Consider the following 21670-nt stretch of genomic DNA (forward strand, 5'->3'; position numbering starts at 1 on the left):
TGGTGGCATGAGCAAACGGGACACGGACGAACCGGTCGTACTGTCGAGGATCTACACCCGCACGGGGGACGACGGGACCACCGCTCTCGGCGACATGAGCCGGACCGGGAAGAACGACACACGGCTCGTGGCCTACGCCGACACCGAGGAGGCCAACGCCGCCATCGGACTCATGCTGGCCACGGGCGAGGTCCCCGACGACGTGCGCACACTCCTGCGGCGCGTGCAGAACGAACTGTTCGACCTCGGCGCGGACCTGTCCACACCGGTCGTGCCGGACCCGGAGTTCCCGCCCCTGCGCGTCCTGCCGGAGTACGTCACCCGGCTGGAGGAGGCCTGCGACACCTACAACGCCGGCCTGCCCACCCTGCGCAGCTTCATCCTGCCCGGCGGCTCCCCCACGGTCGCGCTGGCACACACCGCGCGCATCGTGGTGCGCAGGGCCGAGCGCAGCGTGTGGGCGGCGATCGGTGAACACGGCGAAACGGTCAACCCGCTCACCGCGCGCTACCTCAACCGCCTCTCCGACCTGCTGTTCATCCTCGGCCGCTACGTCGCCGGGGACGGGGACGAGGTGCTGTGGAAGCCGGGCGGAGAGCGTTAGCGCGGGCTATTCGGAGAGTTCGCGCTCCAGGTGCTCCACCTTCGAGGTGAGGCCGTCGGTCATCCCTTCGCGGATGTCCGCCTTCAGGGTGAGGCTGACCCGGTGGGCGCCCTCACCCGCGGCCTGCACGGCGCGCTTGACCACGTCCATCACCTCGTCCCACTCACCCTCGACGCTGGTGAACATGGCGGTGGTCTCGTTGGGCAGGCCGCTCTCGCGCACCACCCTCACCGCGCGGGCGACTGCGGGCGCGACGGACTCACTGGTACCGAGCGGGGACACAGAGAAAGCGACGATCATGGGTCCCACCCTAGGGACCGATGACCGCCGCTGTGAAGAGCGACACTCAGGCCTCCCAATGTGTCCCGGGCGGCATCGACTCCATCCAGGACAGGAAGCCGGTGAGGGCGCCGTCCCCCATCGCGATCTCGTACACGGTGCCCTCGGAGGACTCGCCGCCGTCCCCGTCGCTCCAGGCGAGGCGGACGACACTCACGTCACCCGGCAGGTGGGCGCGGTCGGACGCGTCGGGCGAACGCCTGCCGACAACGGCAAGGCCGCGGCGCGACAGCTTTGCCGTCGGCCGCGGCCTGAGGGAGAAGACCGGGAACCACGCGAGGCTCTGCGTGCCGTACCTGGCGAAACCGATCCGCCAGGCCCCCCGGGGCCCCCGCCTGCCCGGAGCCCGGAGGTAGCACTCCACCGCGCCGCCCCGCCGGATGAGCACCCAGCGGCGCAGCGCGATCCACGACAGCGCCGCCCCGAGGATCAGGAGCAGGCCGAGGGCCACCCACTGGGCGGTCCCCGTCCACGGGACCATCCCCGCCTGCGCGGAGTACAGCCGCTCCATATCCACCTCTCGGTCGGCCGCAGGATGTGTTAGGCGACGTCCTCGCCCACCGCGCGCAGACGGCTGCGTGCACGGCCCAGGGCGTCACTGTCGCCCTCCTCGACCGCCTCCGACAGCGCCCTGCGCGCACGGTCCACGTCGACGTCCTCGGCCAGCTCGGCGGTCTCGGCGAGGATCGACACGCGTCCCTCACCGCTGACCGAGACGAACCCGCTGTGCGCGGCCGCCTTCACCTCGCCAGTCTCCCGGGCCCCCAGGACACGGACGACGGCGTCCTCCGCGAGCAGGGCCAGCACCGGGACGTGACCGGGCTGGATACCGATCTCGCCCTCAACGGTCTTGGCGATGACCATGTCGCCCTCGCCGGCCCAAACCTCACGCTCGGGCGAGACGATCTCGACGAACAGCTTCTTCGACACTGCCACAAACTCCTCGGCTCGTGGGCGGAATCAGGCAGGTCGGCCCCGCCGGGGCGGGGCCGACCGTCCGTCTTACTCGCCCTGCAGCTTCTCGGCCTTCTCGACGGCCATCTGGATGTTGCCGACGTCGAGGAAGGCCTGCTCGGGCAGGTGGTCGTACTCACCGTCGCACAGCGCCTTGAAGGAGGCGATGGTCTCCTCCAGCGGCACGAAGACGCCCGGGTTGCCAGTGAACTTCTCCGCCACGAACATGTTCTGCGACAGGAAGCGCTCGATGCGGCGGGCGCGGTTGACGGTGATCTTGTCCTCTTCGGACAGCTCGTCCATACCGAGGATGGCGATCTGGTCCTGGAGGTCCTTGTTGCGCTGGAGGATCTCCTTGACCCGCTGGGCCACCTGGTAGTGCTCCTCGCCCACGTACTGCGGGTCGAGGATGCGGGAGGTGGAGGTCAGCGGGTCCACCGCCGGGTAGATGCCCTTCTGCGAGATCGGGCGGGAGAGCTCGGTCGTCGCGTCCAGGTGGGCGAACGTGGTCGCCGGCGCCGGGTCGGTGTAGTCGTCCGCGGGGACGTAGATCGCCTGCATCGAGGTGATCGAGTGGCCGCGGGTCGAGGTGATCCGCTCCTGGAGCTGACCCATCTCGTCGGCCAGGTTGGGCTGGTAGCCCACGGCGGAGGGCATGCGGCCCAACAGCGTGGAGACCTCCGAACCCGCCTGGGTGAAACGGAAGATGTTGTCGATGAACAGGAGCACGTCCTGCTTCTGGACGTCGCGGAAGTACTCCGCCATCGTCAGAGCGGACAGCGCCACGCGCAGACGGGTGCCCGGGGGCTCGTCCATCTGGCCGAAGACGAGCGCGGTGTCCTGGAGGACCTCCATCTCGTCCATCTCCAGGAAGAGGTCCGTCCCCTCACGGGTGCGCTCGCCGACACCGGCGAAGACGGACACACCACCGAAGTTGCGGGCGATACGGGTGATCATCTCCTGGATCAGCACGGTCTTGCCGACACCGGCGCCACCGAACAGACCGATCTTCCCACCGCGCACGTACGGGGTGAGCAGGTCGATGACCTTGATGCCCGTGACCATCATCTCGGTCTTGGACTCAAGCTGGTCGAAGGCCGGAGCCTCGCGGTGGATCGGCCAGCGCTCGGTGACGCCCAGCTCCGAGGTCGGCACGTCCATGGACTCGCCGAGGGTGTTGAACACGTGGCCCTTGACGACGTCGCCGACGGGCACGCTGATGGCCTCACCGGTGTCACGCACCTCGGCACCGCGGACGAGGCCGTCCTGCGGGGCCAGGGAGATGGCGCGGACCAGGTTGTCCCCCAGGTGCTGGGCGACCTCCATGGTGATGGTCTTGGTGGTGCCGCCGACGGTGACGTCGGTGTGCAGGGCGTTGTAGATGGCGGGCATCGAGCCGACGGGGAACTCCACGTCGACGACCGGGCCGGTGACCCGGGCGATACGGCCGGTGGCGGTGCCAGCCCCAGCCGTCTCTTCAACAGTCGCAGTCACTTTTGTTACTCACTTCCCGCGCTGGCAGCAGCGAGCGCGTCGGCACCGCCGACAATCTCACTGATCTCGTTGGTGATCTCGGCCTGACGCGCCTGGTTGGCCAGGCGGGTCAGGGTCTTGACGAGGTCCTCGGCGTTGTCGGTGGCGGCCTTCATGGCCGCGCGACGGGACGCCCACTGGGACGCGGCGGACTCCAGGAGAGCGAAGTAGATGCGGTTGGTCACGTACTGCGGCAGCAGCCGGTCCAACGCCTCCTCCGCCGAGGGTTCGAACTCGTACAGCGGCAGCGGCTCGTCGCCGTACTCGGCCGCGAGCTCCTCCGGCGGAACCGGCCACACCGACAGCGGGAGCGTCCGCGTGGCGGTCGCCCTCTGGGTCAGCATGGACACGAACTCGGTGGAGACCACGTGGATCTCGTCGACCCCGCCCTCGGAGGTGTCCTGGGCGAACCTCTCCATGAGGACCTCGGCGATGGCCTGGGCGTCGGCGTAGGTGGGACGCTCGGTGATGCCCTCCCACTGGTCCTCGATCGCGCGATCGCGGAACCGGTAGAAGGCCACGCCCTTGCGGCCCACGACGTAGGTGACGATCTCCTCGCGCCCGTCCTCGCGCAGGCGGGCCGCGAGGGACTCCGCCTCCTTGAGGACGTTGGGCGAGAAGGCCCCCGCCAGGCCCTTGTCACTGGTGATCACCAGGATGGCCGCACGCTTGGGCTGGTCGGCGTCGACCAGCAGGGGGTGGCTGTCCACCCGTCCCGCCAGCGCCGCGACGGCCCTCGTGATCTCCCGCGCGTAGGGCCCAGCAGCCTCAGACGCCCGCTGCGCCTTGGTGATGCGCGTCGTGGCGATGAGCTCCATCGCCCGGGTGATCTTCGCCATCGACTTCGTCGAGCGGATCCTCCGGCGATAGACGCGAAGCTGTGCACCCATGGGCTACTTCCCGCCTTCGGCGACCTTGATGGTCTCCTGGCCGACCTTGTCCTTGGCCAGCGCCTCGGCCTCGGCCTCGGTGCCGAGCAGGGTGCCGGCGGAGGTCTGGAAGCCCGACTTGAACTTGTCCAGAGCCGCGGAGAGGGACTCCTCGGTCTCCTTCTCGAACTTGCCGGTCTCGCGGATCGTCTTCAGCAGGCCCTCGTGCTCGCGGTCGAGGTGCTCCAGGAAGTCGCCCTCGAAGCGGCGTACGTCCTCGGTGGGCACGTCGTCGACACGGCCGGTCGTGCCCATCCAGATGGAGACGACCTGCCTCTCCATGGAGAAGGGCGAGTACTGGCCCTGCTTGAGCAGCTCCATGAGACGGGCACCGCGCTCCAGTTGCTGCTTGGAGACGGCGTCCAGGTCGGAGCCGAACGCGGAGAACGCCTCCAGCTCGCGGTACTGGGCCAGGCCGAGCCGGAGCGTACCGGAGACCTTCTTCATCGCCTTGGTCTGGGCCGCGCCACCGACACGGGAGACCGAGACACCGACGTCGATGGCCGGACGCTGTCCCTGGTTGAACAGGTCGGACTCCAGGAACACCTGGCCGTCGGTGATGGAGATGACGTTGGTGGGGATGTAGGCCGAGACGTCGCCCGCCTTGGTCTCGATGATCGGCAGAGCGGTCATCGAACCGGCGCCCAGCTCGTCGGAGAGCTTGGCGCAGCGCTCCAGGAGGCGGGAGTGCAGGTAGAAGACGTCACCCGGGTAGGCCTCGCGGCCCGGCGGGCGGCGCAGCAGCAGGGAGACGGCGCGGTAGGCCTCGGCCTGCTTGGTCAGGTCGTCGAAGACGACGAGCACGTGCTTGCCCTGGTACATCCAGTGCTGGCCCAGGGCCGAACCGGTGTAGGGGGCGAGGTACTTGAAGCCCGCCGAGTCGGAGGCGGGGGCGGCGACGATGGTGGTGTACTCCATCGCGCCGGCCTCTTCGAGGGCGCCCCGCACACTGGCGATGGTCGAACCCTTCTGGCCGATGGCGACGTAGATGCAGCGCACCTGCTTCTCGGGGTCGCCCGACTCCCAGTTCTCCTTCTGGTTGATGATCGCGTCGACGCAGACCGCGGTCTTGCCGGTCTGCCGGTCGCCGATGACCAACTGGCGCTGGCCGCGGCCGACCGGGGTCATCGAGTCGATCGCCTTGATACCGGTCTGCAGCGGCTCGTGGACGGGCTTGCGCTCCATCACGGTCGCGGCCTGCAGCTCCAGCTCGCGGCGCTCGGTCGACTCGATCTCGCCCTTGCCGTCGATGGGGGCGCCCAGGGGGTCCACCACACGGCCGAGGAAGTCGTCGCCCACCGGCACCGAGAGGAGCTGGCCGGTGCGGCGCACCTTCTGCCCCTCCTCGATGCCGGAGAAGTCGCCCAGCACCACGACACCGATCTCACCGATCTCGAGGTTCTGGGCCATGCCCAGCGTGCCGTCCTCGAACTTCAGCAGCTCGTTCGCCATCGCCGAGGGAAGGCCACCGACGCGGGCGATGCCGTCACCGGAGTAGGTGACGGTACCGACCTCTTCAGCGCGGGTGGCGTCAGGCTCGTACGACTGGACGAAGCGCTGCAGCGCGTCCCGGATCTCATCCGGCCGGATCGTCAGCTCCGCCATCTCTACGTATGTCCTTGCTCTCAAATGGCGCCGGGCCGGCGCCGTGCGTGCTTGCCTTGCGTTGTCGGCGTGTCTCAGCCGGCCAGGCGGCGCTTGACCTCAGCGATGCGCCCGGCGATCGTGTCGTCGATGACCTCGTCGCCCACCTGGACGGAGAGTCCGCCGATGAGCTCGGGGACCACTTCGATGTTCAGGTGGATGTCGCGGCCGTACTTGCGGCTGAGCGCCGCCCGCAGGCGGTCCTGTTGGGCCTCGCTCGGGAGGTGGGCGGCCCGGACCACGGCGACGAAGTGCTGGGCGCGCTCGGCGACCAATTGGCCGAAGTGGTCGAGCGCCTGTTCCAGAGTACGTCCCCGGGGACGGGTGACCGCCTCTCCGACCAGTACCGACGTGGCGGGGTCGACCTTGCCCGACAGCAGGTCGTCGACCAGCGAGCGCAGCGTGGCGGCCGGCACGCCCTCACGGGTGAGCGCGGCGCGAAGCTGCGGCTGGGCGGCGACGATCCGCTGGAAGCGGAACAGCTCGTCCTCGACCCCGTCCAGGCGGCCGCCCGCGACGGAGGCCAGGGTCGCGTAGACCCCCATGCGCTCCAGGGCGTCCACCATGTCGCGGGCGGAGGACCAGTCCTGCTGGAGGACGTCGCCCACCACGATCAGCGCGGACGGCGACACCCTCTGCTCCAGGAGCTGACCGGCCAGCGCGGTCTTGCTCTCGGCGGGGGTGGACTGGTCCGCCAGCCAGCGGCGGAGCGAGTGCTCGCCGCTGAGCAGGGCGACGACCTCGAAGAGCTCGCCGCCCAGCGCGAGGGCGCCGCGGGCGTCCACCGACGCCAGGACGTTGGAGTCCAGGCGCCGGGTGACCTCTGCCAGGGAGGTGCGGCTGATACCACGCATCAGCGCACCTCGGCCTGCGTCGAACCCTCGGACCGCTCCAGCTCCTCCAGGAACCGGTCGACCACACGGGTCTGCGCGGCGCCGTCGGTGAGGGTCTCACCGACGATGCGGGAGGCGAGCTCGGTGGACAGGGCACCGATCTCCGCCCGGAGCTGGACGACGGCCTGCTGCCGGTCGGCCTCGATCTGGGCGTGCGCGGAGTCGATGATCCGGCGCGCTTCGACCTGGGCCTCCTCGCGAGCTTCGGCGATGATGGCCGCCTTCTGCTCCTTGGCCTTCTCCAGCTCCTGGGCGTACTCGCGGTGCGCCTCCTCGAGCTTCTCCTTGTACTGCTGGCGGATCTCCGCCGCCTCCGCCTCGGCCTTCTCGGCGCGAGCGATGCCGCCCTCGATCTTGTCGGCACGCTCGTCGAGCGCCTTCGTCAGCCTCGGCCACATCTTGTAGACGACACCGAGGATGAGCAGGAAGGCGATGGAACCGAAAACGAACTCGTCCCAGTGGATGCTGAGGACGTTGTACTCTTCAGCTGCCAAAATCACGGTTGGCATCCCCTTCGCGTTGAGTTGCCGAGTCGCTTAAACCGCGAAGGCGAGGACGAAGCCCAGGATGGCGAGGGCCTCGATGACGGCGAAGCCGAAGATCATCTGGCCCTGGAGGACGCCGCGGGCCTCGGGCTGGCGGGCGATCGCCTGGACGCCCATACCGAAGACGAGACCGACGCCGATGCCGGGGCCGATCGCGGCGAGGCCGTAACCGATGGCGTTGAGGTTACCGGTGATGTCCATGCTGATTTTCCCTTTACTACACGCCGGCGATCATGGCTGACGCCGGACTGACGTATGCGAACCGGACGGGGTACGGGGTGCGCTATGGAGCGGGCACGGGGGCCGCGCTCCTAGTGCGCGCCCTCCAGGGCCTCACCGATGTAGATGGAGGACAGGAGGACGAAGACGTAGGCCTGCACCGCCATGATGAACAGCTCGAAGAGCGTGAACACCAGGAAGCCGAGCAGGGCGAGGCCGGAGTAGCCCACCGAGATGGCACCGAAGAGCGGACCCATCGGGGAGGTGGGGTTGAACATGTAGAACCCGGCGGCCGCGAACAGTGCGAGCAGCAGGTGCCCGGCGAACATGGTCGCGAACAGACGGATCATGTGCGTGGCCGGGCGGATGACGAAGTTCGACAGAGCCTCGATCGGTACGACGATCGGGAGGATCCACCCGGGGACGCCGCTGGGGACCAGGCGGGCCTTGAAGTGGCCGCCCACACCGTGGCGGCGGATACCGATGACGTTCCACAGCACGAAGACGAAGATCGCCAGCACCGCGGGGAAGGCCAGGTGGGAGGTGACCGGCAGTTGGAGACCCGGGATGAGTCCCATGACGTTCATGCAGAAGATGAACAGGAACAGGGCGACCATCAGGGGAAGGTACTTGTCCCCCTCCTTGCCGATGGCGTTCCGGGTAACCTGGCCGCGCAGGAACTCGACCAGCATCTCGGCCATGCTCTGGCCCCGGCTCGGGACGACCTTGGCCCCGCGCGTGGTGAAGAACCAGAAGCCCGCCGCGATGAGCAGGGCGACGGCCAGCAGCAGGATGTACTTGCTCAGGCCGTAGGTCCCGGCGAGTCCGAAATCGACCCACGGCTCGGGGAAGAACAGGCTCGGCCCCGGGGCCTCGAAACCGCACCCGAAGTCGTTGAAAATGTGGCAGCCTGGCTCGGACGCCGCGACGACGTTCACGTCAGCACTCACGGCGTTCCCTTTCGTCGTGACGCAACTCAATCCTCAGGGTTGTGATCGGTACGCTCCCGCGTTCAGCGCAGGCAGGCGCACCTCGATGTTCGGTCAGGACCGGACGTGCTGGGCGTAGATGAGGTACACGGCGCCGGCGAAACCGACGATCAGACCCACGGGCAGGAACAGGGCGGAGAACCCCAGTGCCCGGTCGGCGACCCAGCCGATGCCGCCCCAGAAGGCCATGCCTCCCAGCAGATACGAGACGAGCGTGGTCCCGTTGGCGTTCGACACTTGTGTGTCGCCGCCGCTGCGGTTCTCTCTCATCTCGCTCCGGAAGATAGCAGTAGGTCGACAGGGTCCGCACGCCGCCCCGTATCCGTGGGCTCACCGGTGTTCACCGGTGGCCGCGACGGCGGTCTCGCCGGCCTCGTCCTCGGGGACGATGGTCGGCTGCTTGCTCCGCTTGACGGCCACGGCCTGGGCCCCGAGCCACACGATGACGCAGGCGAGCGCCGTCCATCCGAAGACGTCCGTGTCCAGGGCCGTGGTGCCCTTGAACAGGAGGAGGATGGCCAGCAGAATGCCGAGCTTGGTCGTGTAGACCAGGAACGCCACGGGCAGCAGCAGCTCCGGGCGCCGACCGCCGGTCCAGGAGATGACGAACGCCGAGGCGGCGAACGCACCGATGACCAGTGTCAGCCCGAAGAGTGCGCCGAAGAGTCCCTGGGTTCCGGCCAGAGCGAAGCCGACGATCAACGCGACCACGCCGACGACGGCCGTCGGAAGCGCGGCGCCTCGGAGAATCCGGGCGTCGTGTTCCTGCATGACGAAGCTCCGTGGGGTTCGGTGGGATCCTGCTCGTGAAAGCTATCACAAGGTTTTCGGTGCTGGATGCCGGGGTTCCTTAACGGACCCTTAACGCGCCGCGAAGTGCCCCGTGGGGTCGGCTTCGCGGCGCTTTGTCGTCTCGACCACACCACCGCATGTCCGACCGGTACCGGCCTGCGGCCGGCTTTTCGGAACGCGGGCACCGTCGCGTGATGCCCGGTTCACTCATCGGATACCGAATGGTGATGTCCGGACCGCTTCGCGGCCCTTCCGTACCCCCAGGGGAGCAGCCCGCGGCGGCGCAGGCGGGGCAGGGCGATGAGACCCACCGCACACACCGCGACCAGGGCCGTGATGGACAACACCATCGCCGCCGAGCCGAAGATCGACAGCGACACCGAGGCGAACGCCACGATCCCGGCCCACAGGTACATGAGCAGGACCGCGCGGACGTGGCTGTGCCCCATGTCCAGCAGCCGGTGGTGCAGGTGACCGCGGTCAGGGGAGAAGGGCGAGCGGCCCGCCAGGGTGCGCCGCAGCACCGCCAGGACCAGGTCGGCCAGGGGCAGGGCGATCACCAGCAGCGGCAGCAGGATCGGCAGGAACACCACCAGGCCGGAGGAGTTGAACTCCTCGCGTGCGGTGTTGGCGTCGAACTGGCCGGTCACCGTGATGGTGATCGAGGTGAGCAGCAGGCCCAGCAGCATCGACCCGGTATCGCCCATGAACACCCGGGCCGGGTGGAAGTTGTGACAGAGGAAGCCCACGCACGTGCCCGCCAGGATGATCGCGATCATCGCCGGATAGGACTGGCGCACGAACCCCTCCTCCACCGCCACCACGTAGTAGTAGGCGAAGAAGGCCAGGGACGAGATGGCCACGATCCCCGCCGCCAGGCCGTCCAGCCCGTCGGCGAAGTTCACCGCGTTGATCGTGACGACGATGAGCAGGATGGAGATCATCGCCCCCAACCACGGCCCCAGCGAGAGCTGGGTGCCCGGCAGCGGCAGCCACAGGAGCTGCACGCCGTTGGAGACGAGGATGCCCGCGGCGGCCACCTGGCCCGCGAGCTTGCTGAGGGCGTCCATCCCCCAGCGGTCGTCGATCACGCCGATGAGCGTGATGAGCCCGCCCGCCAGGAGCAGCCCCTGCCAGGTGTCGGCGACGAACACGTTCTGCAGGTGGGGAAGCTGCGCGGAGATCAGCAGCGCCGCCGCGAACCCGCCGTAGATGGCCAGCCCGCCCAGGCGCGGGATGGGCTCGGTGTGCACGTCGCGGTCGCGGACGGGGGGCGTGGCCCCGAACCGGATCGCCGCGCGCCGCACCAGCGGCACGAGCAGATAGGTCACCGCCGCGGCGATGACGAAGGTGAGCGCGTACTCCCGCACGGCCGGACCCCTCTACTTGTCGGAGCGGTCGCCGTCCCGGGCCGGCTCCGCCTCCTCGGAGGGCCCCGCTTCCCACCGTTCCGCCTCCGGCGGCGCCGACCCCTCCCGCTCCTGTGCGGGCTCCGGAGCCGCGCCACCGGCCTGCGACACGGGACGACCCTTGCGCATCTCGCCGATGACCGTGCCGCACACACCGCGCAGTCGGTCCATCGAGACCGCGCCCAGCCGCAGGACGCGCGGCACCGTGTAGGTCAGGTCCACGATGGTGGAGGGGACCGGGTCCTCGCACTCACCGCCGTCGAGGTAGACGGCCACGGCCTCCTCGCCGAGCTGCTCGACCGCCTCGTCCACACGCGTGGCTGCGGGATGGTCGGTCCTGTTGGCACTGCTCACCGCCATCGGACCGACCTCCTTGAGCAGCTCCAGGGCGACCGGGTCCATCGGCATGCGCACCGCGACGGTGCCCTTGGTGTCGCCCAGGTCCCAGGAGAGGCTGGGGGCGGCGGTGCACACCAGGGTGAGCGGCCCCGGCCAGAACTCGTCCATGAGGTCCCGGCCGAAGTTGCCCATGTCCTCGATGAGCGCCATGGCGGCCCGCACCGATCCGACCAGGACCGGAGGGGGCTTCTCCCGGCCGCGGCCCTTGGCAGCGAGCAGGTCCGCGACAGCGGTGGGGCTGAAGGCGTCGGTACCGATCCCGTAGACGGTGTCCGTCGGGAGCACCACGAGATCGCCCCGGCGCACCGCCGACGCGGCGTCGGCGATCCCGTCCCTGCGGGCGGTCTCGTCCGCGCAGTCGTAGATGCGGCTCACCAGCGTTCACCTCTCATCGAACGTTCGGCAGTGGGAGCGGTTCAGTCGTCCGGTTCGGCGCGGCGCATGACGACGAAGCGGTCGCGCCGGGCCATGTCCTTGCGGTTGAGGACGTCGCGCCATCCGAGGTCCTCGGGGAACAGCCACGGGATGTCGATCCCCTGGCCGTCGTGGTGCTCGACCGCCATCGCGCCGCCCGGGCGCAGCAGGCGGCGGCCGACCGCCTCCAGCGAGCGGATCATGTCGAGGCCGTCGTCGCCGGACCACAGCGCGGGTGCCGGGTCGTAGTCGCGCACCTCGGGAGGGATCACCGCCGCCTCGCGGATGGGCACGTAGGGCGGGTTGCTGATCAGCAGGTCGACGCGGCCGTCGAGTTCGGGGAGCGCGGTGCGCATGTCGCCGGCGTGGGGGGTGACCCGGCCGGAGTGGCCGCTGGCCTCGATGTTGCGCCGGGCCCAGTCCAGGGCGACGGGGTCGAGTTCGACGGTGTGCACCCGGGAGCGCGGCACCTCCTGGGCGATGGAGATGGCGATCGCCCCCGATCCGGTGCCCAGGTCGACGACGAGCGGGTCGGCGACGTCCATCGCCCGCAGGGTCTGGATCGCCCAGTCGACCATGATCTCGGTCTCCGGGCGGGGGATGAACACCCCCGGGCCGACCTGGAGTTCCAGGTAGCGGAAGTAGGCGCGGCCTGTGATGTGCTGGAGCGGTTCGCGTGCCTCGCGCCGGGCGACGCACTCCCAGTAGCGGGCGTCGAAGTCGCCGTCGCGCACGGTGTGCAGCTCCCCCCGACGGACGCCGTGCACGGACGCGGCGAGCTCCTCCGCGTCCGCGCGGGGCGACGCCACACCCGCCTCAGCGAGCCTCAGCGTCGCGCGGGCCACCTCGTCGAGTAGGAAGTTCATCGTTTGTCGGGCGTCCTTTACGACGACTGCGCGGCTTCGAGCCTCTCCTCGGTGTCGGCGTCCACCAAGGCCTTGACGACCCCGTCCAGTTCGCCGTCCAGGACCTGGTCCAGGTTGTAGGCCTTGTAGCCGACCCGGTGGTCGGAGATGCGGTTCTCCGGGAAGTTGTAGGTGCGCACGCGCTCGGAGCGGTCCACGGTGCGGACTTGGCTCTTGCGCTCGGCTGCGGCCTCGGCGTCTGCGCTGGCCTGGGCCTCGGCGTAGATGCGGGCCCGCAGGATGCGCATGGCCTGCTCCTTGTTCTGGAGCTGGCTCTTCTCGTTCTGGCAGGAGGCCACGATGCCGGTCGGCAGGTGGGTGATGCGGACCGCTGAGTCGGTGGTGTTGACGCTCTGGCCGCCGGGCCCCGAGGAGCGGTAGACGTCGACCCGCAGGTCCTTTTCCTGGATGTCGACCTCGATCTCCTCGGCCTCGGGGACCACCAGGACGCCCGCGGCGGAGGTGTGGATCCGGCCCTGGGACTCGGTGACGGGCACCCGCTGGACCCGGTGCACACCGCCCTCGAACTTGAGCAGCGGCCACACGCCCGCACCGGGCTCGGGGGTGCCCTTGTTCTTGAAGGCGATGGTGATGTCCTTGTACCCGCCCAGGTCCGAGTGCGTGGAGCTGATGACCTCGGTCTTCCACCCCTGCCGCTCGGCGTAGCGCAGGTACATCCGGACGAGGTCGCCGGCGAACAGGGCCGACTCCTCGCCGCCCTCCCCCGCCTTGACCTCCATGATGAGGTTCTTGTCGTCGGCGGCGTCGCGGGGGATGAGCAGGACGCGCAGCCGCTCGGTGAGGGCCTCGGCGTCCAGTGCCAGGCGGTCGGCCTCCTCGGCGAAGGCGGGGTCCTCGGCGGCCAGCTCTCGGGCGGCGCCGATGTCGCTCTCGACCTCCTTGAGGGAGCGGTAGGCCTCGATGATCGGGGTGAGCTGCGAGTAGCGCTTGCCGAGCGTCCGCGCCCTGTTCTGGTCAGCGTGCACCTCGGGGTCGGCGAGCTGCTGTTCCAGCTCGTAGTACTCCCCCAGAAGGTCGTCCAGCTTCACTTGCGCCACGTCCCCGTCTCGATCGGTTGCCTCGCTCCTGCGGCCCTGGTCCGCGATGCGCCCCTGTGGTGCCGGCCCGCGCGGGCCGGCACCACAGGGCGACGGACGGCGCTACTTGCGCTTGCCGAAGCGCTTCTCGAAGCGGGCGACCCGGCCACCGGTGTCGAGGATCTTCTGCTTGCCGGTGTAGAACGGGTGGCACGCGGAGCACACGTCGGCGCGCAGCTTGCCCGAGGTGATGGTGCTCCGCGTCACGAACTGGGCGCCGCAGGTGCAGGTCACCTCGGTCGGCACGTACTCAGGGTGGATGTCGGCCTTCATGTGCTTCTCCTCGCGAAGGCGGCCGCCGGACGCAGACCCGCCCGCGGATGCGGAAGTGGGCCGTGCGCGAACCGGTGCCGCGTGGATCCAGGTGGTGGGGCGGCGGGCTCCGTCGCCTGACGGGCGGGCCGCTCCCCTACCAGTTTGCCAGACTCACAACGCTGCCGGGACCAGTCCTGTTCCGGGCCCCCACTCGGAGAGCACGCGTCCCCCCGCCCGGGCGGGCGGGGGGACGCGCTCACACGACAGGCTCCCGGTGTCAGGTGGTCTTCTGCACCTGGAGCAGGAACTCGGCGTTGCTCTTGGACTCCTTCATCTTGTCCAGGAGCAGTTCGATGGCCTGCTGGGTGTCGAGGGCGTGCAGCACCCGGCGGAGCTTCCAGACGATGTTCAGCTCCTCGGCCGACATCAGGATCTCCTCCTTACGGGTGCTGGAGGCGTCCACGTCGACCGCCGGGAAGATCCGCTTGTCCGCCAGGCCCCGGCTGAGCTTGAGCTCCATGTTGCCGGTGCCCTTGAACTCCTCGAAGATCACCTCGTCGGCGCGCGAACCGGTCTCCACGAGCGCGGTCGCCAGGATGGTGAGCGATCCGCCGCCCTCGATGTTGCGCGCGGCGCCGAAGAAGCGCTTGGGCGGGTACAGCGCGGTGGAGTCCACACCACCGGACATGATGCGCCCGCTGGCCGGGGCGGCCAGGTTGTAGGCGCGGCCCAGACGGGTGATCGAGTCGAGGAGGACGACGACGTCCATGCCCATCTCCACCAGGCGCTTGGCCCGTTCGATCGCCAGGTCGGCGACGACCGTGTGGTCCTCGGCCGGGCGGTCGAAGGTGGAGTGGATGACCTCGCCCTTGACCGTGCGCTGCATGTCGGTGACTTCCTCGGGCCGCTCGTCGACCAGGATCACCATCAGGTAGCACTCGGGGTTGTTCTCGGTGATCGCGTTGGCGATCGCCTGCATCACCATCGTCTTGCCCGCCTTGGGCGGGGAGACGATGAGCCCGCGCTGGCCCTTGCCGATGGGGGCGACGAGGTCGATGATGCGCGTGGTGAGCACGTTCGGCTCGGTCTCCAGGCGCAGCCGCTCCTGGGGGTAGAGCGGAACCAGCTTGGAGAACTCCTGACGGCCCTTGGCCTGGTCGGGGGACATCCCGTTGACCGAGTCCAGGCGCACCAGGGCGTTGAACTTCTCCCTGCGCTCGCCGTCCTTGGGCTGGCGGACCGCGCCGACGATGTGGTCGCCCTTGCGCAGCCCGTGCTTGCGCACCTGGGCGAGGGAGACGTACACGTCGCTCGAACCGGGCAGGTAGCCGGTGGTCCGCACGAAGGCGTAGTTGTCCAGGATGTCGAGGATGCCCGCGACCGGCAGCAGGACGTCGTCGTCGCCGATCACCGGCTCCTGCTCCTGGCCGCCGCCGCGGCCCCGGCGGTCCCTGCGGTCCCGGCGGCGGCCTCTGCGGCGGCCGCCGCCGAAGTCGTCGTCACCGCCACCGCCGCCACGGCCCTGGTTCTGGTTCTGGCCGCCACCGCCCTGCTGGGCGCTGCCACCCGTGTTCTGGTCGTCGCCGCCACCACCGCGGCTGCGGTTGCGACGGTTGCGCTGGCGCTCTCGACCCTGCCCGGACCTGTGATCACGGTCCTCAGAGTTATCGGAGCCGTTCTTCTGGGAGGTACTCGATGTCTTGGTCACGCTGCTCGCGGAGGTAGAAGGGTCGGCGCCGTCCACCGATCGGGGCTGGTCGCCGGAGTCGTCACCGCGCTTGCGGGACGAACGGCGGTTCTGGGCCGGCTGCTTGTCGCCCCGGCCACCCCGGGATTCGGCCACGGCCTGGTTCGACGGTCGCTCACCCGCGCCCGTCCGTGCGGAGTCACCGGCGTCCGAGCCCGCGGGGGTCGTGGTCTGGTCCGGACCGCCGGTGGACCCGACCTTACCTGTTGTCGGCTCCGCTTCGGCTTTCTTCGCCGTTTTGGCCCGCACCGGCCCCTCGACGGGGCCGCCCTGCTTCGCTTCGATCGCGGCGATCACGTCGCTCTTGCGCATGCGCCCCGTGCCGGTGATGCCCATGCTCGACGCGAGCTTTTGCAGCTCGGGCAGCTTCTGGGCGGCGAGCCCGGTCCCGCGCGCGGCCGCTCGGGACCGCGACGGCGCCGGTGCCTCCGAAGGCGGCGAGCCGTCGGCCTCCGTTCCGGAGGCGCCGGTGGTGGTTGCGCTTTCGACCGCCGCGTCCGTGTGGAGATCGGTGGTGTCGCTCACTAAGGGTCCTTCCCAAGGAGCGGGCTTCGGCCGTCAGCGGGTGCTGTGACGGCCGGCCCGGTGTTGCGAACCGGCAGGGCCGGGTAGGGCGTGCCCCACGTGGATGTTGGAAACCGACGGCTCGACGGTCCCCCACCCGATCGCGGCGGGCTGAGTACAGCCAGACGTCAGGACGGATGGCTTGGTGGTGATGCCCGTCAACCGCGGTACCCGCTCATCCGGGGAGGGGTTGGCTTCGGTGACGTAGGCACAGTCGCGGGATATCCGCGGAATCGACACACCGACCACCGCTTCCGGACGGTCGTGAGACCGACGGCCGGAACGAAAGTTCGCGGAGGCCGCTGTGGCGGATGAACACTCGCCCCGCGGGCGGGGCGCCTGGTGCTTCACCTAGCCTAACATCACCGGAGGCCACGGCTATTCCTCAACACAGGTGCTACGAATGGGGAGATGGGGTCCGCACCCCCGCCGGCTCGATCTGCAAGGGGCGTACGTCCCAATCATTACCCGCGCTACGGCGGATCAAATCAATGTGCCACATGATTTCCGGTGAATCGGTGTCCGCACGCCCCTCCTTCACCGTGCAGAACACGAGCACCGTGGGTCCGGCACCGGAGACGACGGCGGGCAGGCCCGCGTCACGCAGCCGTCCGACCAGGTCCAGGGTTCGGGGCATCGCGGGCTCCCGGTAGGGCTGGTGCAGCCGGTCCTCCGTCGCCGGGTACAGGGCCTCCGGACGTCCGCACACCGCCGCCGTCATGAGAGCGGCGCGTCCGGCGCCGAAGGCCGCGTCGGCATGGGGGACCGTGTCCGGGATCAGCCCCCGCGCGCGTTCGGTGGACAGGCGCCAGCCGGGAACGCACAGCACCGGGAGGATCCTCGGATCCGGTGCGAGGGAGAGGGCCCCCCACCCTTCGGAGTCCCGGTAGGCGACGGTGTAGCCGCCGTACACGCAGGGCGCCACGTTGTCCGGGTGGCCCTCGACGTCCGCGGCGATCCGGTAGATCCAGTCCCGGTCCGGCCCGCCGTCGGGCCCCGTCCGCCCCAGCAGGGCGGCCGCCGCGGCCACACCACCGACGATCGCCGAGGAGGACGATCCGAGGCCGCGGGCGTGCGGCACGCCGTTCTCACACGACAGGTCGAGGCCGGGCGGCCGCTCCCCGGCGCGCTCGAACGCCTCGCGCAGGGCGCGCACGACGAGGTGGCGCCCGTCGAGGGGCACCTCCCCCGCGCCCTGCCCGGTGACCTCGACACGGACCCGGTCGTCGTCGCGCACGGCGACGTCGAACCGGTTGTACAGCCCTACCGCGAGCCCGAGGGCGTCATAGCCCGGGCCGAGGTTGGCGCTGGTCGCGGGTGCCCGGACGGACACCCGCGAGGGGCGCTGTGGGGTCATGGCGGTCTTCCTAGTCCAGGGGGTCCCGTGCCCGGGGGTCAGGCCAGATCCAGGGCCTGGGCCGCGGCGCGGGCGTCGACCGGGACCGTGGTGGCCGCGGCGGCCCCGGCCAGGGCCCAGTCCGGGTCCTTGAGCCCGTTGCCGGTGACGGTGCAGACCACGCGGCTGCCGCGCTCCACGAGTCCGGCCTCGGCGGCCTGGAGGAGGCCGGCGACGCTGGCGGCGGAGGCGAGTTCGACGAACACGCCCTCCTCCGCGGCCAGGAGCCGGTAGGCGGCCATGATCTGGCGGTCGGTCACCTTGTCGATGAGGCCGCCGGAGTCGTCCCTGGCCTGCTCGGCGAACTTCCAGGAGGCCGGGTTCCCGATGCGGATGGCCGTGGCGATCGTGCTCGGCCCGGTGACGGGGGCACCGTCGACGATCGGCGCCGCGCCGCTGGCCTGGAAGCCGAACATGCGCGGGGAGCGGGTGGAGACCCCGTCCTTGGCGTACTCGGTGTAGCCCATCCAGTAGGCGGTGATGTTGCCCGCGTTGCCCACCGGGACGCAGTGGATGTCGGGGGCGTCGCCGAGGGCGTCCACGATCTCGAAGGCCGCGGTCTTCTGCCCCTGGAGGCGGTACGGGTTGACCGAGTTCACCAGGGCGACGGGGTAGTCGACGCTGAGCTTGCGGGCGAGTTCGAGGCAGTCGTCGAAGTTGCCGTCCACCTGGAGCAGCCGGGCGCCGTGCACCAGCGCCTGGGCGAGCTTGCCCATGGCGATCTTGCCCTGGGGCACCAGAACCGCGCAGGCCATACCCGCGCGGATGGCGTAGGCGGCGGCGCTGGCGCTGGTGTTTCCGGTGGAGGCGCAGATGACGGCCTTTGCGCCGTCCTCGGCCGCCTTGGTGATGGCCATGGTCATCCCCCGGTCCTTGAAGGATCCCGTGGGGTTGAGCCCCTCGACCTTGAGGAAGACCTCGCAGCCCGTCAACTCGGACACGCGCGTGGCCGGGAGCAGGGGGGTTCCCCCCTCCTGGAGGGTGACGACCGGGGTGTTCTCGTTGACGGGGAGGCGGTCGCGGTACTCCTCGACGACCCCTCGCCACGCCCGTGCCATGCTCACGAGTGTGTCCTTTTCGGGTGAATGCGATTTCGCTTGACGCGCGGATGGGCGGGCGGTCGACCGCCCCACCTGGTACGAGTCTATGGCCCCGGCCGGGGTCGGCCGTATCACGGGCCCGCACTCGGGGTGCGGCGGCCGTCCGCGGCGGGTCAGTCGGCGAAGGTCTCCACACGCATGACGCTGGCGACCTCGCGGACCAGCTCGTGCTCGCGCAGCCGTTCGACCGTGCTGCTCAGCGCGGCGTCCGGCGCCGGATGGCTGACCAGCACGAGCTGGGCGTCCTCGCCGCTGCCCTCCTGGCGCACGTTCTTGATGGATACCCCGTGGTCGGCGAAGACCTCGGCCACCTTCGAGAGCACGCCGGGCCGGTCGGCCACGTCCAGGGCGACGTGGTAGCTGGTGATGGTGTGACCCATGTCATGCACGGGCAGGCCGGTGTCGTGCGCCCCCTCGGCCACGAAGGTGCCCGCGAGGCGGTTGCGCGCCACGGCCACCACGTCGCCCAGGACCGCGCTCGCGGTGGGGGTGCCCCCCGCGCCGGCGCCGTAGAACATCAGCCGCCCGGCCGACTCGGCCTCCACGAAGACCGCGTTGTAGGCCTCCTTGACCCCGGCCAGCGGGTGCTCGACCGGCAGCATCACCGGGTGGACGCGCACCCCCACCGAGGCCCCGTCCTCCGAGCGCTGGCAGATCGCCAGGAGCTTGACCACACAGCCCATGTCGCGCGCGCTGGCGATGTCGGCCGCCGACACCGAGGTGATCCCCTCGCGGTGCACGTCGGCCGCGGTGACGCGCTGCGTGTGGAACGCCAGTCGGGCCAGGATCGCCGCCTTCGCGGCGGCGTCGAAGCCCTCCACGTCGGCGGTGGGGTCGGCCTCCGCGTACCCCAGCGCCTGGGCCTCCTCCAGGGACTCGGTGAACCCCGAGCCCAGGGAGTCCATGCGGTCCAGGACGTAGTTGGTCGTGCCGTTGACGATGCCCAGCACCCGGTTGACGCGGTCGCCCGCCAGCGAGTCGCGTAGCGGCCGCAGCAGCGGGATCGCCCCCGCCACGGAGGCCTCGTAGTACAGGTCCACCCCGGCCTCGCGGGCCGCGGCGTGCAGCGTCTGGCCGTCCTCCGCCAGCAGCGCCTTGTTCGCGGTCACCACGGACTTGCCGGCCTTGATCGCGGCGAGGATGAGCGAGCGGGCCGGTTCGATCCCGCCGATCACCTCCACCACGATGTCGATGTCGGGCCGGGTCACCAGGGACATGGCGTCGGTGGTCAGCAGCGCCGGATCGACACCGCGGTCCCGGTCCATCCGCCGCACGGCGATCCCGCCGACCTCGATCGGCGTGCCCAGCCGCGCGGCCAGCTCATCGGACTGCTCATCGATCAGGCGGACGGCCTCCGCACCCACCACGCCGCATCCGAGCAGCGCCACCTTCATCGCCATTGGGGCCCGACTCCAGTTCTCTCGTCTCCTACCACCACACGGTGCGCCTGTGCCCAGCGCCGGTTCAGCCTACGTCCAGACGCAGGAGGTCCTCCTCCGTCTCCCTGCGGACGATGGTCCTCGCCCGCCCCTCCCGGACCGCCACCATGGCGGGGCGGGGCAGGTGGTTGTAGTTGCTCGCCATGGAGTAGCAGTAGGCGCCGGTGGCGGCGACCGCCACCAGGTCGCCCGGCCTCAGGTCGGCCGGCAGGTAGAGGTCGTGCACGATGATGTCACCGCTCTCGCAGTGCTTGCCGACCAGGCGGGAGAGCATCGGCCCGGCGCTGCTCTCCCGGGAGACCATCTGGCTGGTGTACTCGGACCCGTAGAGCGCGGTGCGGATGTTGTCGCTCATGCCGCCGTCGACGCTCACGTAGGTGCGGATGCCCTCGACGTCCTTGACCGTGCCCACCTCGTAGAGGGTGATCCCAGCCGGCCCGGCGATGGCGCGCCCGGGTTCGACGGCGATGCGGGGCATGGGCAGGCCGCCCTCCTCGCACTCGCGGCGCACGATGGCGGTAAGGCTCTCGGCGATACTCTTGGTGTCCAGGGGGTCGTCCCCGGAGGTGTAGGCGATGCCCAGGCCTCCGCCGAGGTCGAGTTCGTCGAGGGTGACCCCCAGCTCCTGGTGGATCCCGGTGAGGAAGCGGGCCACCCGGCGGGCGGCGACCTCGAAGCCGGAGGTGTCGAAGATCTGCGAGCCGATGTGCGAGTGCAGGCCGACCAGCTCCAGATGGGGCGCGTCGAGCACCGCTCGGACGGCTCCGCCGGCGGCGCCCGTGCTCAGCGCGAAGCCGAACTTCTGGTCGTCGTGCGCGGTGGCGACGAACTCGTGGGTGTGGGCCTCCACCCCGGTGGTGACCCGGATGAGCACCTTGGGACGGCGGTCGAGCCCGGCCGCCACGGCCTCCAGCCGCTCGATCTCGTCGAAGGAGTCGATGATGATCCGCCCGACACCGGCCTCGACCGCGCGGTGCAGCTCCCGCTCGGACTTGTTGTTGCCGTGCATGCCGATGCGCTCCACCGGGACGCCCGCCGCCAGGGCGACCGCAAGCTCGCCACCGGAGCACACGTCGAGCTTGAGCCCCTCCTCGACCACCCAGCGGGCGACGGCCTTGTTCAGCAGTGCCTTGCCCGCGTAGTAGACGTCGGCGTCGGCGAAGGCCTGGCTGAAGTCGCGGGCGCGCCTGCGGAAGTCCTCCTCGTCCATGACGAAGAGCGGCGTCCCGTGGGCGGCGGCGAGCTCGCGCACACCGATACCGCCGACGCTGACCTCACCGCCGTCGCGGCGCGCGGTGGCGGGCCACACCCGCGGGTCGAGGGCGTTGAGGTCCTCGGGGGGCATCGGCGGGTTGTCCTCGGGCAGGATCTCCGCGTGGCGGGATCCGGCGGGGTGGGCGTAGCGGCTCATGGCGGACTTTCGACTGGGATACGGCTTGTACTGGGGCTGGCCTGCCCGTCACCGCTGTGGCGCGGGGGCCGGTGCCACCCGTGCGCGGGCGGT

The 21670-nt window shown here is 70.1% G+C and carries 23 protein-coding genes; 1 reads left to right on the top strand and 22 read right to left on the bottom strand.

All coding sequences use genetic code 11. The features are described from left to right. Positions 1 to 7 precede the first annotated feature (7 nt). Positions 8 to 604 (top strand): cob(I)yrinic acid a,c-diamide adenosyltransferase, encoded by a 597-nt coding sequence (locus tag ACFHWE_RS06385; RefSeq protein WP_416599675.1) that lies wholly within the window; start codon positions 8 to 10, stop codon positions 602 to 604. Positions 605 to 610: 6 nt separating this feature from the next. Here ACFHWE_RS06385 and ACFHWE_RS06390 read toward each other — a convergent pair whose 3' ends face one another. The 22 genes from ACFHWE_RS06390 to lysA form a co-directional block, all read right to left on the bottom strand. Further along, positions 611 to 904, bottom strand: coding sequence for an MTH1187 family thiamine-binding protein (locus ACFHWE_RS06390; protein WP_416599676.1), 294 nt, complete (start codon positions 902 to 904; stop codon positions 611 to 613). 46 nt (positions 905 to 950) lie between these two features. Continuing rightward, entirely contained in the window at positions 951 to 1454 is a 504-nt protein-coding gene (locus tag ACFHWE_RS06395; RefSeq protein WP_416599677.1) for a DUF2550 domain-containing protein, read from the bottom strand. 29 nt (positions 1455 to 1483) lie between these two features. After that, positions 1484 to 1873, bottom strand: a complete 390-nt coding sequence (locus ACFHWE_RS06400) for a F0F1 ATP synthase subunit epsilon (RefSeq protein WP_416599678.1) — start codon at positions 1871 to 1873, stop codon at positions 1484 to 1486. Between the two features lie 72 nt (positions 1874 to 1945). After that, on the bottom strand, positions 1946 to 3391 hold the full coding sequence (gene atpD / locus ACFHWE_RS06405; RefSeq protein WP_416599679.1) for a F0F1 ATP synthase subunit beta: 1446 nt from the start codon (positions 3389 to 3391) through the stop codon (positions 1946 to 1948). A gap of 5 nt (positions 3392 to 3396) precedes the next feature. Then, positions 3397 to 4320, bottom strand: a complete 924-nt coding sequence (locus ACFHWE_RS06410; protein WP_416599680.1) for a F0F1 ATP synthase subunit gamma — start codon at positions 4318 to 4320, stop codon at positions 3397 to 3399. Positions 4321 to 4323: 3 nt separating this feature from the next. Beyond that, the gene (atpA, locus tag ACFHWE_RS06415; RefSeq protein ID WP_416599681.1) at positions 4324 to 5964 is read right to left on the bottom strand and encodes a F0F1 ATP synthase subunit alpha; all 1641 of its coding nucleotides are present in this window, start codon (positions 5962 to 5964) and stop codon (positions 4324 to 4326) included. A 74-nt stretch (positions 5965 to 6038) separates the two neighbouring features. Then, complete coding sequence (locus ACFHWE_RS06420) at positions 6039 to 6857, bottom strand: F0F1 ATP synthase subunit delta (protein WP_416599682.1); 819 nt, start codon at positions 6855 to 6857, stop codon at positions 6039 to 6041. Beyond that, positions 6857 to 7405, bottom strand: a complete 549-nt coding sequence (locus ACFHWE_RS06425) for a F0F1 ATP synthase subunit B (RefSeq protein ID WP_036553669.1) — start codon at positions 7403 to 7405, stop codon at positions 6857 to 6859. Before ACFHWE_RS06425 ends, ACFHWE_RS06420 begins: the two co-directional genes overlap by 1 nt. Positions 7406 to 7432: 27 nt before the next feature. Beyond that, positions 7433 to 7642, bottom strand: a complete 210-nt coding sequence (atpE, locus tag ACFHWE_RS06430) for an ATP synthase F0 subunit C (RefSeq protein WP_416599683.1) — start codon at positions 7640 to 7642, stop codon at positions 7433 to 7435. A gap of 110 nt (positions 7643 to 7752) precedes the next feature. After that, complete coding sequence (gene atpB, locus ACFHWE_RS06435) at positions 7753 to 8610, bottom strand: F0F1 ATP synthase subunit A (RefSeq protein ID WP_416599684.1); 858 nt, start codon at positions 8608 to 8610, stop codon at positions 7753 to 7755. Positions 8611 to 8703: 93 nt separating this feature from the next. Beyond that, positions 8704 to 8919 carry an AtpZ/AtpI family protein gene (locus tag ACFHWE_RS06440; protein ID WP_416599685.1) on the bottom strand — a complete coding sequence of 72 codons (216 nt, stop codon included), beginning with the start codon at positions 8917 to 8919 and terminating at the stop codon, positions 8704 to 8706. 60 nt (positions 8920 to 8979) lie between these two features. Beyond that, the gene (locus ACFHWE_RS06445) at positions 8980 to 9420 is read right to left on the bottom strand and encodes a hypothetical protein (protein ID WP_416599686.1); all 441 of its coding nucleotides are present in this window, start codon (positions 9418 to 9420) and stop codon (positions 8980 to 8982) included. A 224-nt stretch (positions 9421 to 9644) separates the two neighbouring features. Further along, positions 9645 to 10811 carry a glycosyltransferase family 4 protein gene (locus ACFHWE_RS06450; RefSeq protein WP_416599687.1) on the bottom strand — a complete coding sequence of 389 codons (1167 nt, stop codon included), beginning with the start codon at positions 10809 to 10811 and terminating at the stop codon, positions 9645 to 9647. A 12-nt stretch (positions 10812 to 10823) separates the two neighbouring features. After that, positions 10824 to 11624 (bottom strand): L-threonylcarbamoyladenylate synthase, encoded by an 801-nt coding sequence (locus ACFHWE_RS06455; RefSeq protein WP_416599688.1) that lies wholly within the window; start codon positions 11622 to 11624, stop codon positions 10824 to 10826. 41 nt (positions 11625 to 11665) lie between these two features. Continuing rightward, entirely contained in the window at positions 11666 to 12529 is an 864-nt protein-coding gene (prmC, locus tag ACFHWE_RS06460) for a peptide chain release factor N(5)-glutamine methyltransferase (RefSeq protein ID WP_416599689.1), read from the bottom strand. A gap of 17 nt (positions 12530 to 12546) precedes the next feature. Next, the gene (gene prfA, locus ACFHWE_RS06465) at positions 12547 to 13617 is read right to left on the bottom strand and encodes a peptide chain release factor 1 (protein WP_416599794.1); all 1071 of its coding nucleotides are present in this window, start codon (positions 13615 to 13617) and stop codon (positions 12547 to 12549) included. A 111-nt stretch (positions 13618 to 13728) separates the two neighbouring features. Next, positions 13729 to 13938 (bottom strand): 50S ribosomal protein L31, encoded by a 210-nt coding sequence (gene rpmE, locus ACFHWE_RS06470; RefSeq protein ID WP_416599690.1) that lies wholly within the window; start codon positions 13936 to 13938, stop codon positions 13729 to 13731. A 259-nt stretch (positions 13939 to 14197) separates the two neighbouring features. Further along, positions 14198 to 16192, bottom strand: a complete 1995-nt coding sequence (gene rho, locus ACFHWE_RS06475) for a transcription termination factor Rho (RefSeq protein ID WP_416599691.1) — start codon at positions 16190 to 16192, stop codon at positions 14198 to 14200. A gap of 436 nt (positions 16193 to 16628) precedes the next feature. Next, entirely contained in the window at positions 16629 to 17588 is a 960-nt protein-coding gene (thrB, locus tag ACFHWE_RS06480) for a homoserine kinase (RefSeq protein ID WP_416599692.1), read from the bottom strand. Between the two features lie 38 nt (positions 17589 to 17626). Next, positions 17627 to 18685, bottom strand: a complete 1059-nt coding sequence (gene thrC, locus ACFHWE_RS06485; RefSeq protein WP_416599693.1) for a threonine synthase — start codon at positions 18683 to 18685, stop codon at positions 17627 to 17629. Between the two features lie 155 nt (positions 18686 to 18840). Further along, positions 18841 to 20127 (bottom strand): homoserine dehydrogenase, encoded by a 1287-nt coding sequence (locus ACFHWE_RS06490; protein ID WP_416599694.1) that lies wholly within the window; start codon positions 20125 to 20127, stop codon positions 18841 to 18843. Positions 20128 to 20191: 64 nt separating this feature from the next. Continuing rightward, complete coding sequence (gene lysA / locus ACFHWE_RS06495) at positions 20192 to 21577, bottom strand: diaminopimelate decarboxylase (RefSeq protein ID WP_416599695.1); 1386 nt, start codon at positions 21575 to 21577, stop codon at positions 20192 to 20194. Between the last annotated feature and the right edge of the window lie 93 nt (positions 21578 to 21670).

It is taken from the genome of Nocardiopsis sp. LOL_012, assembly GCF_048060475.1.
In the GTDB taxonomy this organism is placed as follows: domain Bacteria; phylum Actinomycetota; class Actinomycetes; order Streptosporangiales; family Streptosporangiaceae; genus Nocardiopsis.

Bases quoted from the DNA above. Each gene is read 5' to 3' on its own strand.
- ACFHWE_RS06395 (WP_416599677.1), bottom strand. From the start codon at position 1,454: ATGGAGCGGCTGTACTCCGCGCAGGCGGGGATGGTCCCGTGGACGGGG.
- ACFHWE_RS06420 (WP_416599682.1), bottom strand. From the start codon at position 6,857: ATGCGTGGTATCAGCCGCACCTCCCTGGCAGAGGTCACCCGGCGCCTG.
- ACFHWE_RS06490 (WP_416599694.1), bottom strand. From the start codon at position 20,127: ATGGCGATGAAGGTGGCGCTGCTCGGATGCGGCGTGGTGGGTGCGGAG.
- prmC (WP_416599689.1), bottom strand. From the start codon at position 12,529: ATGAACTTCCTACTCGACGAGGTGGCCCGCGCGACGCTGAGGCTCGCT.
- rpmE (WP_416599690.1), bottom strand. From the start codon at position 13,938: ATGAAGGCCGACATCCACCCTGAGTACGTGCCGACCGAGGTGACCTGC.
- ACFHWE_RS06410 (WP_416599680.1), bottom strand. From the start codon at position 4,320: ATGGGTGCACAGCTTCGCGTCTATCGCCGGAGGATCCGCTCGACGAAG.
- lysA (WP_416599695.1), bottom strand. From the start codon at position 21,577: ATGAGCCGCTACGCCCACCCCGCCGGATCCCGCCACGCGGAGATCCTG.
- atpE (WP_416599683.1), bottom strand. From the start codon at position 7,642: ATGGACATCACCGGTAACCTCAACGCCATCGGTTACGGCCTCGCCGCG.
- thrB (WP_416599692.1), bottom strand. From the start codon at position 17,588: ATGACCCCACAGCGCCCCTCGCGGGTGTCCGTCCGGGCACCCGCGACC.
- ACFHWE_RS06440 (WP_416599685.1), bottom strand. From the start codon at position 8,919: ATGAGAGAGAACCGCAGCGGCGGCGACACACAAGTGTCGAACGCCAAC.
- thrC (WP_416599693.1), bottom strand. From the start codon at position 18,685: ATGGCACGGGCGTGGCGAGGGGTCGTCGAGGAGTACCGCGACCGCCTC.
- atpA (WP_416599681.1), bottom strand. From the start codon at position 5,964: ATGGCGGAGCTGACGATCCGGCCGGATGAGATCCGGGACGCGCTGCAG.
- ACFHWE_RS06445 (WP_416599686.1), bottom strand. From the start codon at position 9,420: ATGCAGGAACACGACGCCCGGATTCTCCGAGGCGCCGCGCTTCCGACG.
- ACFHWE_RS06385 (WP_416599675.1), top strand. From the start codon at position 8: ATGAGCAAACGGGACACGGACGAACCGGTCGTACTGTCGAGGATCTAC.
- ACFHWE_RS06390 (WP_416599676.1), bottom strand. From the start codon at position 904: ATGATCGTCGCTTTCTCTGTGTCCCCGCTCGGTACCAGTGAGTCCGTC.
- ACFHWE_RS06425 (WP_036553669.1), bottom strand. From the start codon at position 7,405: ATGCCAACCGTGATTTTGGCAGCTGAAGAGTACAACGTCCTCAGCATC.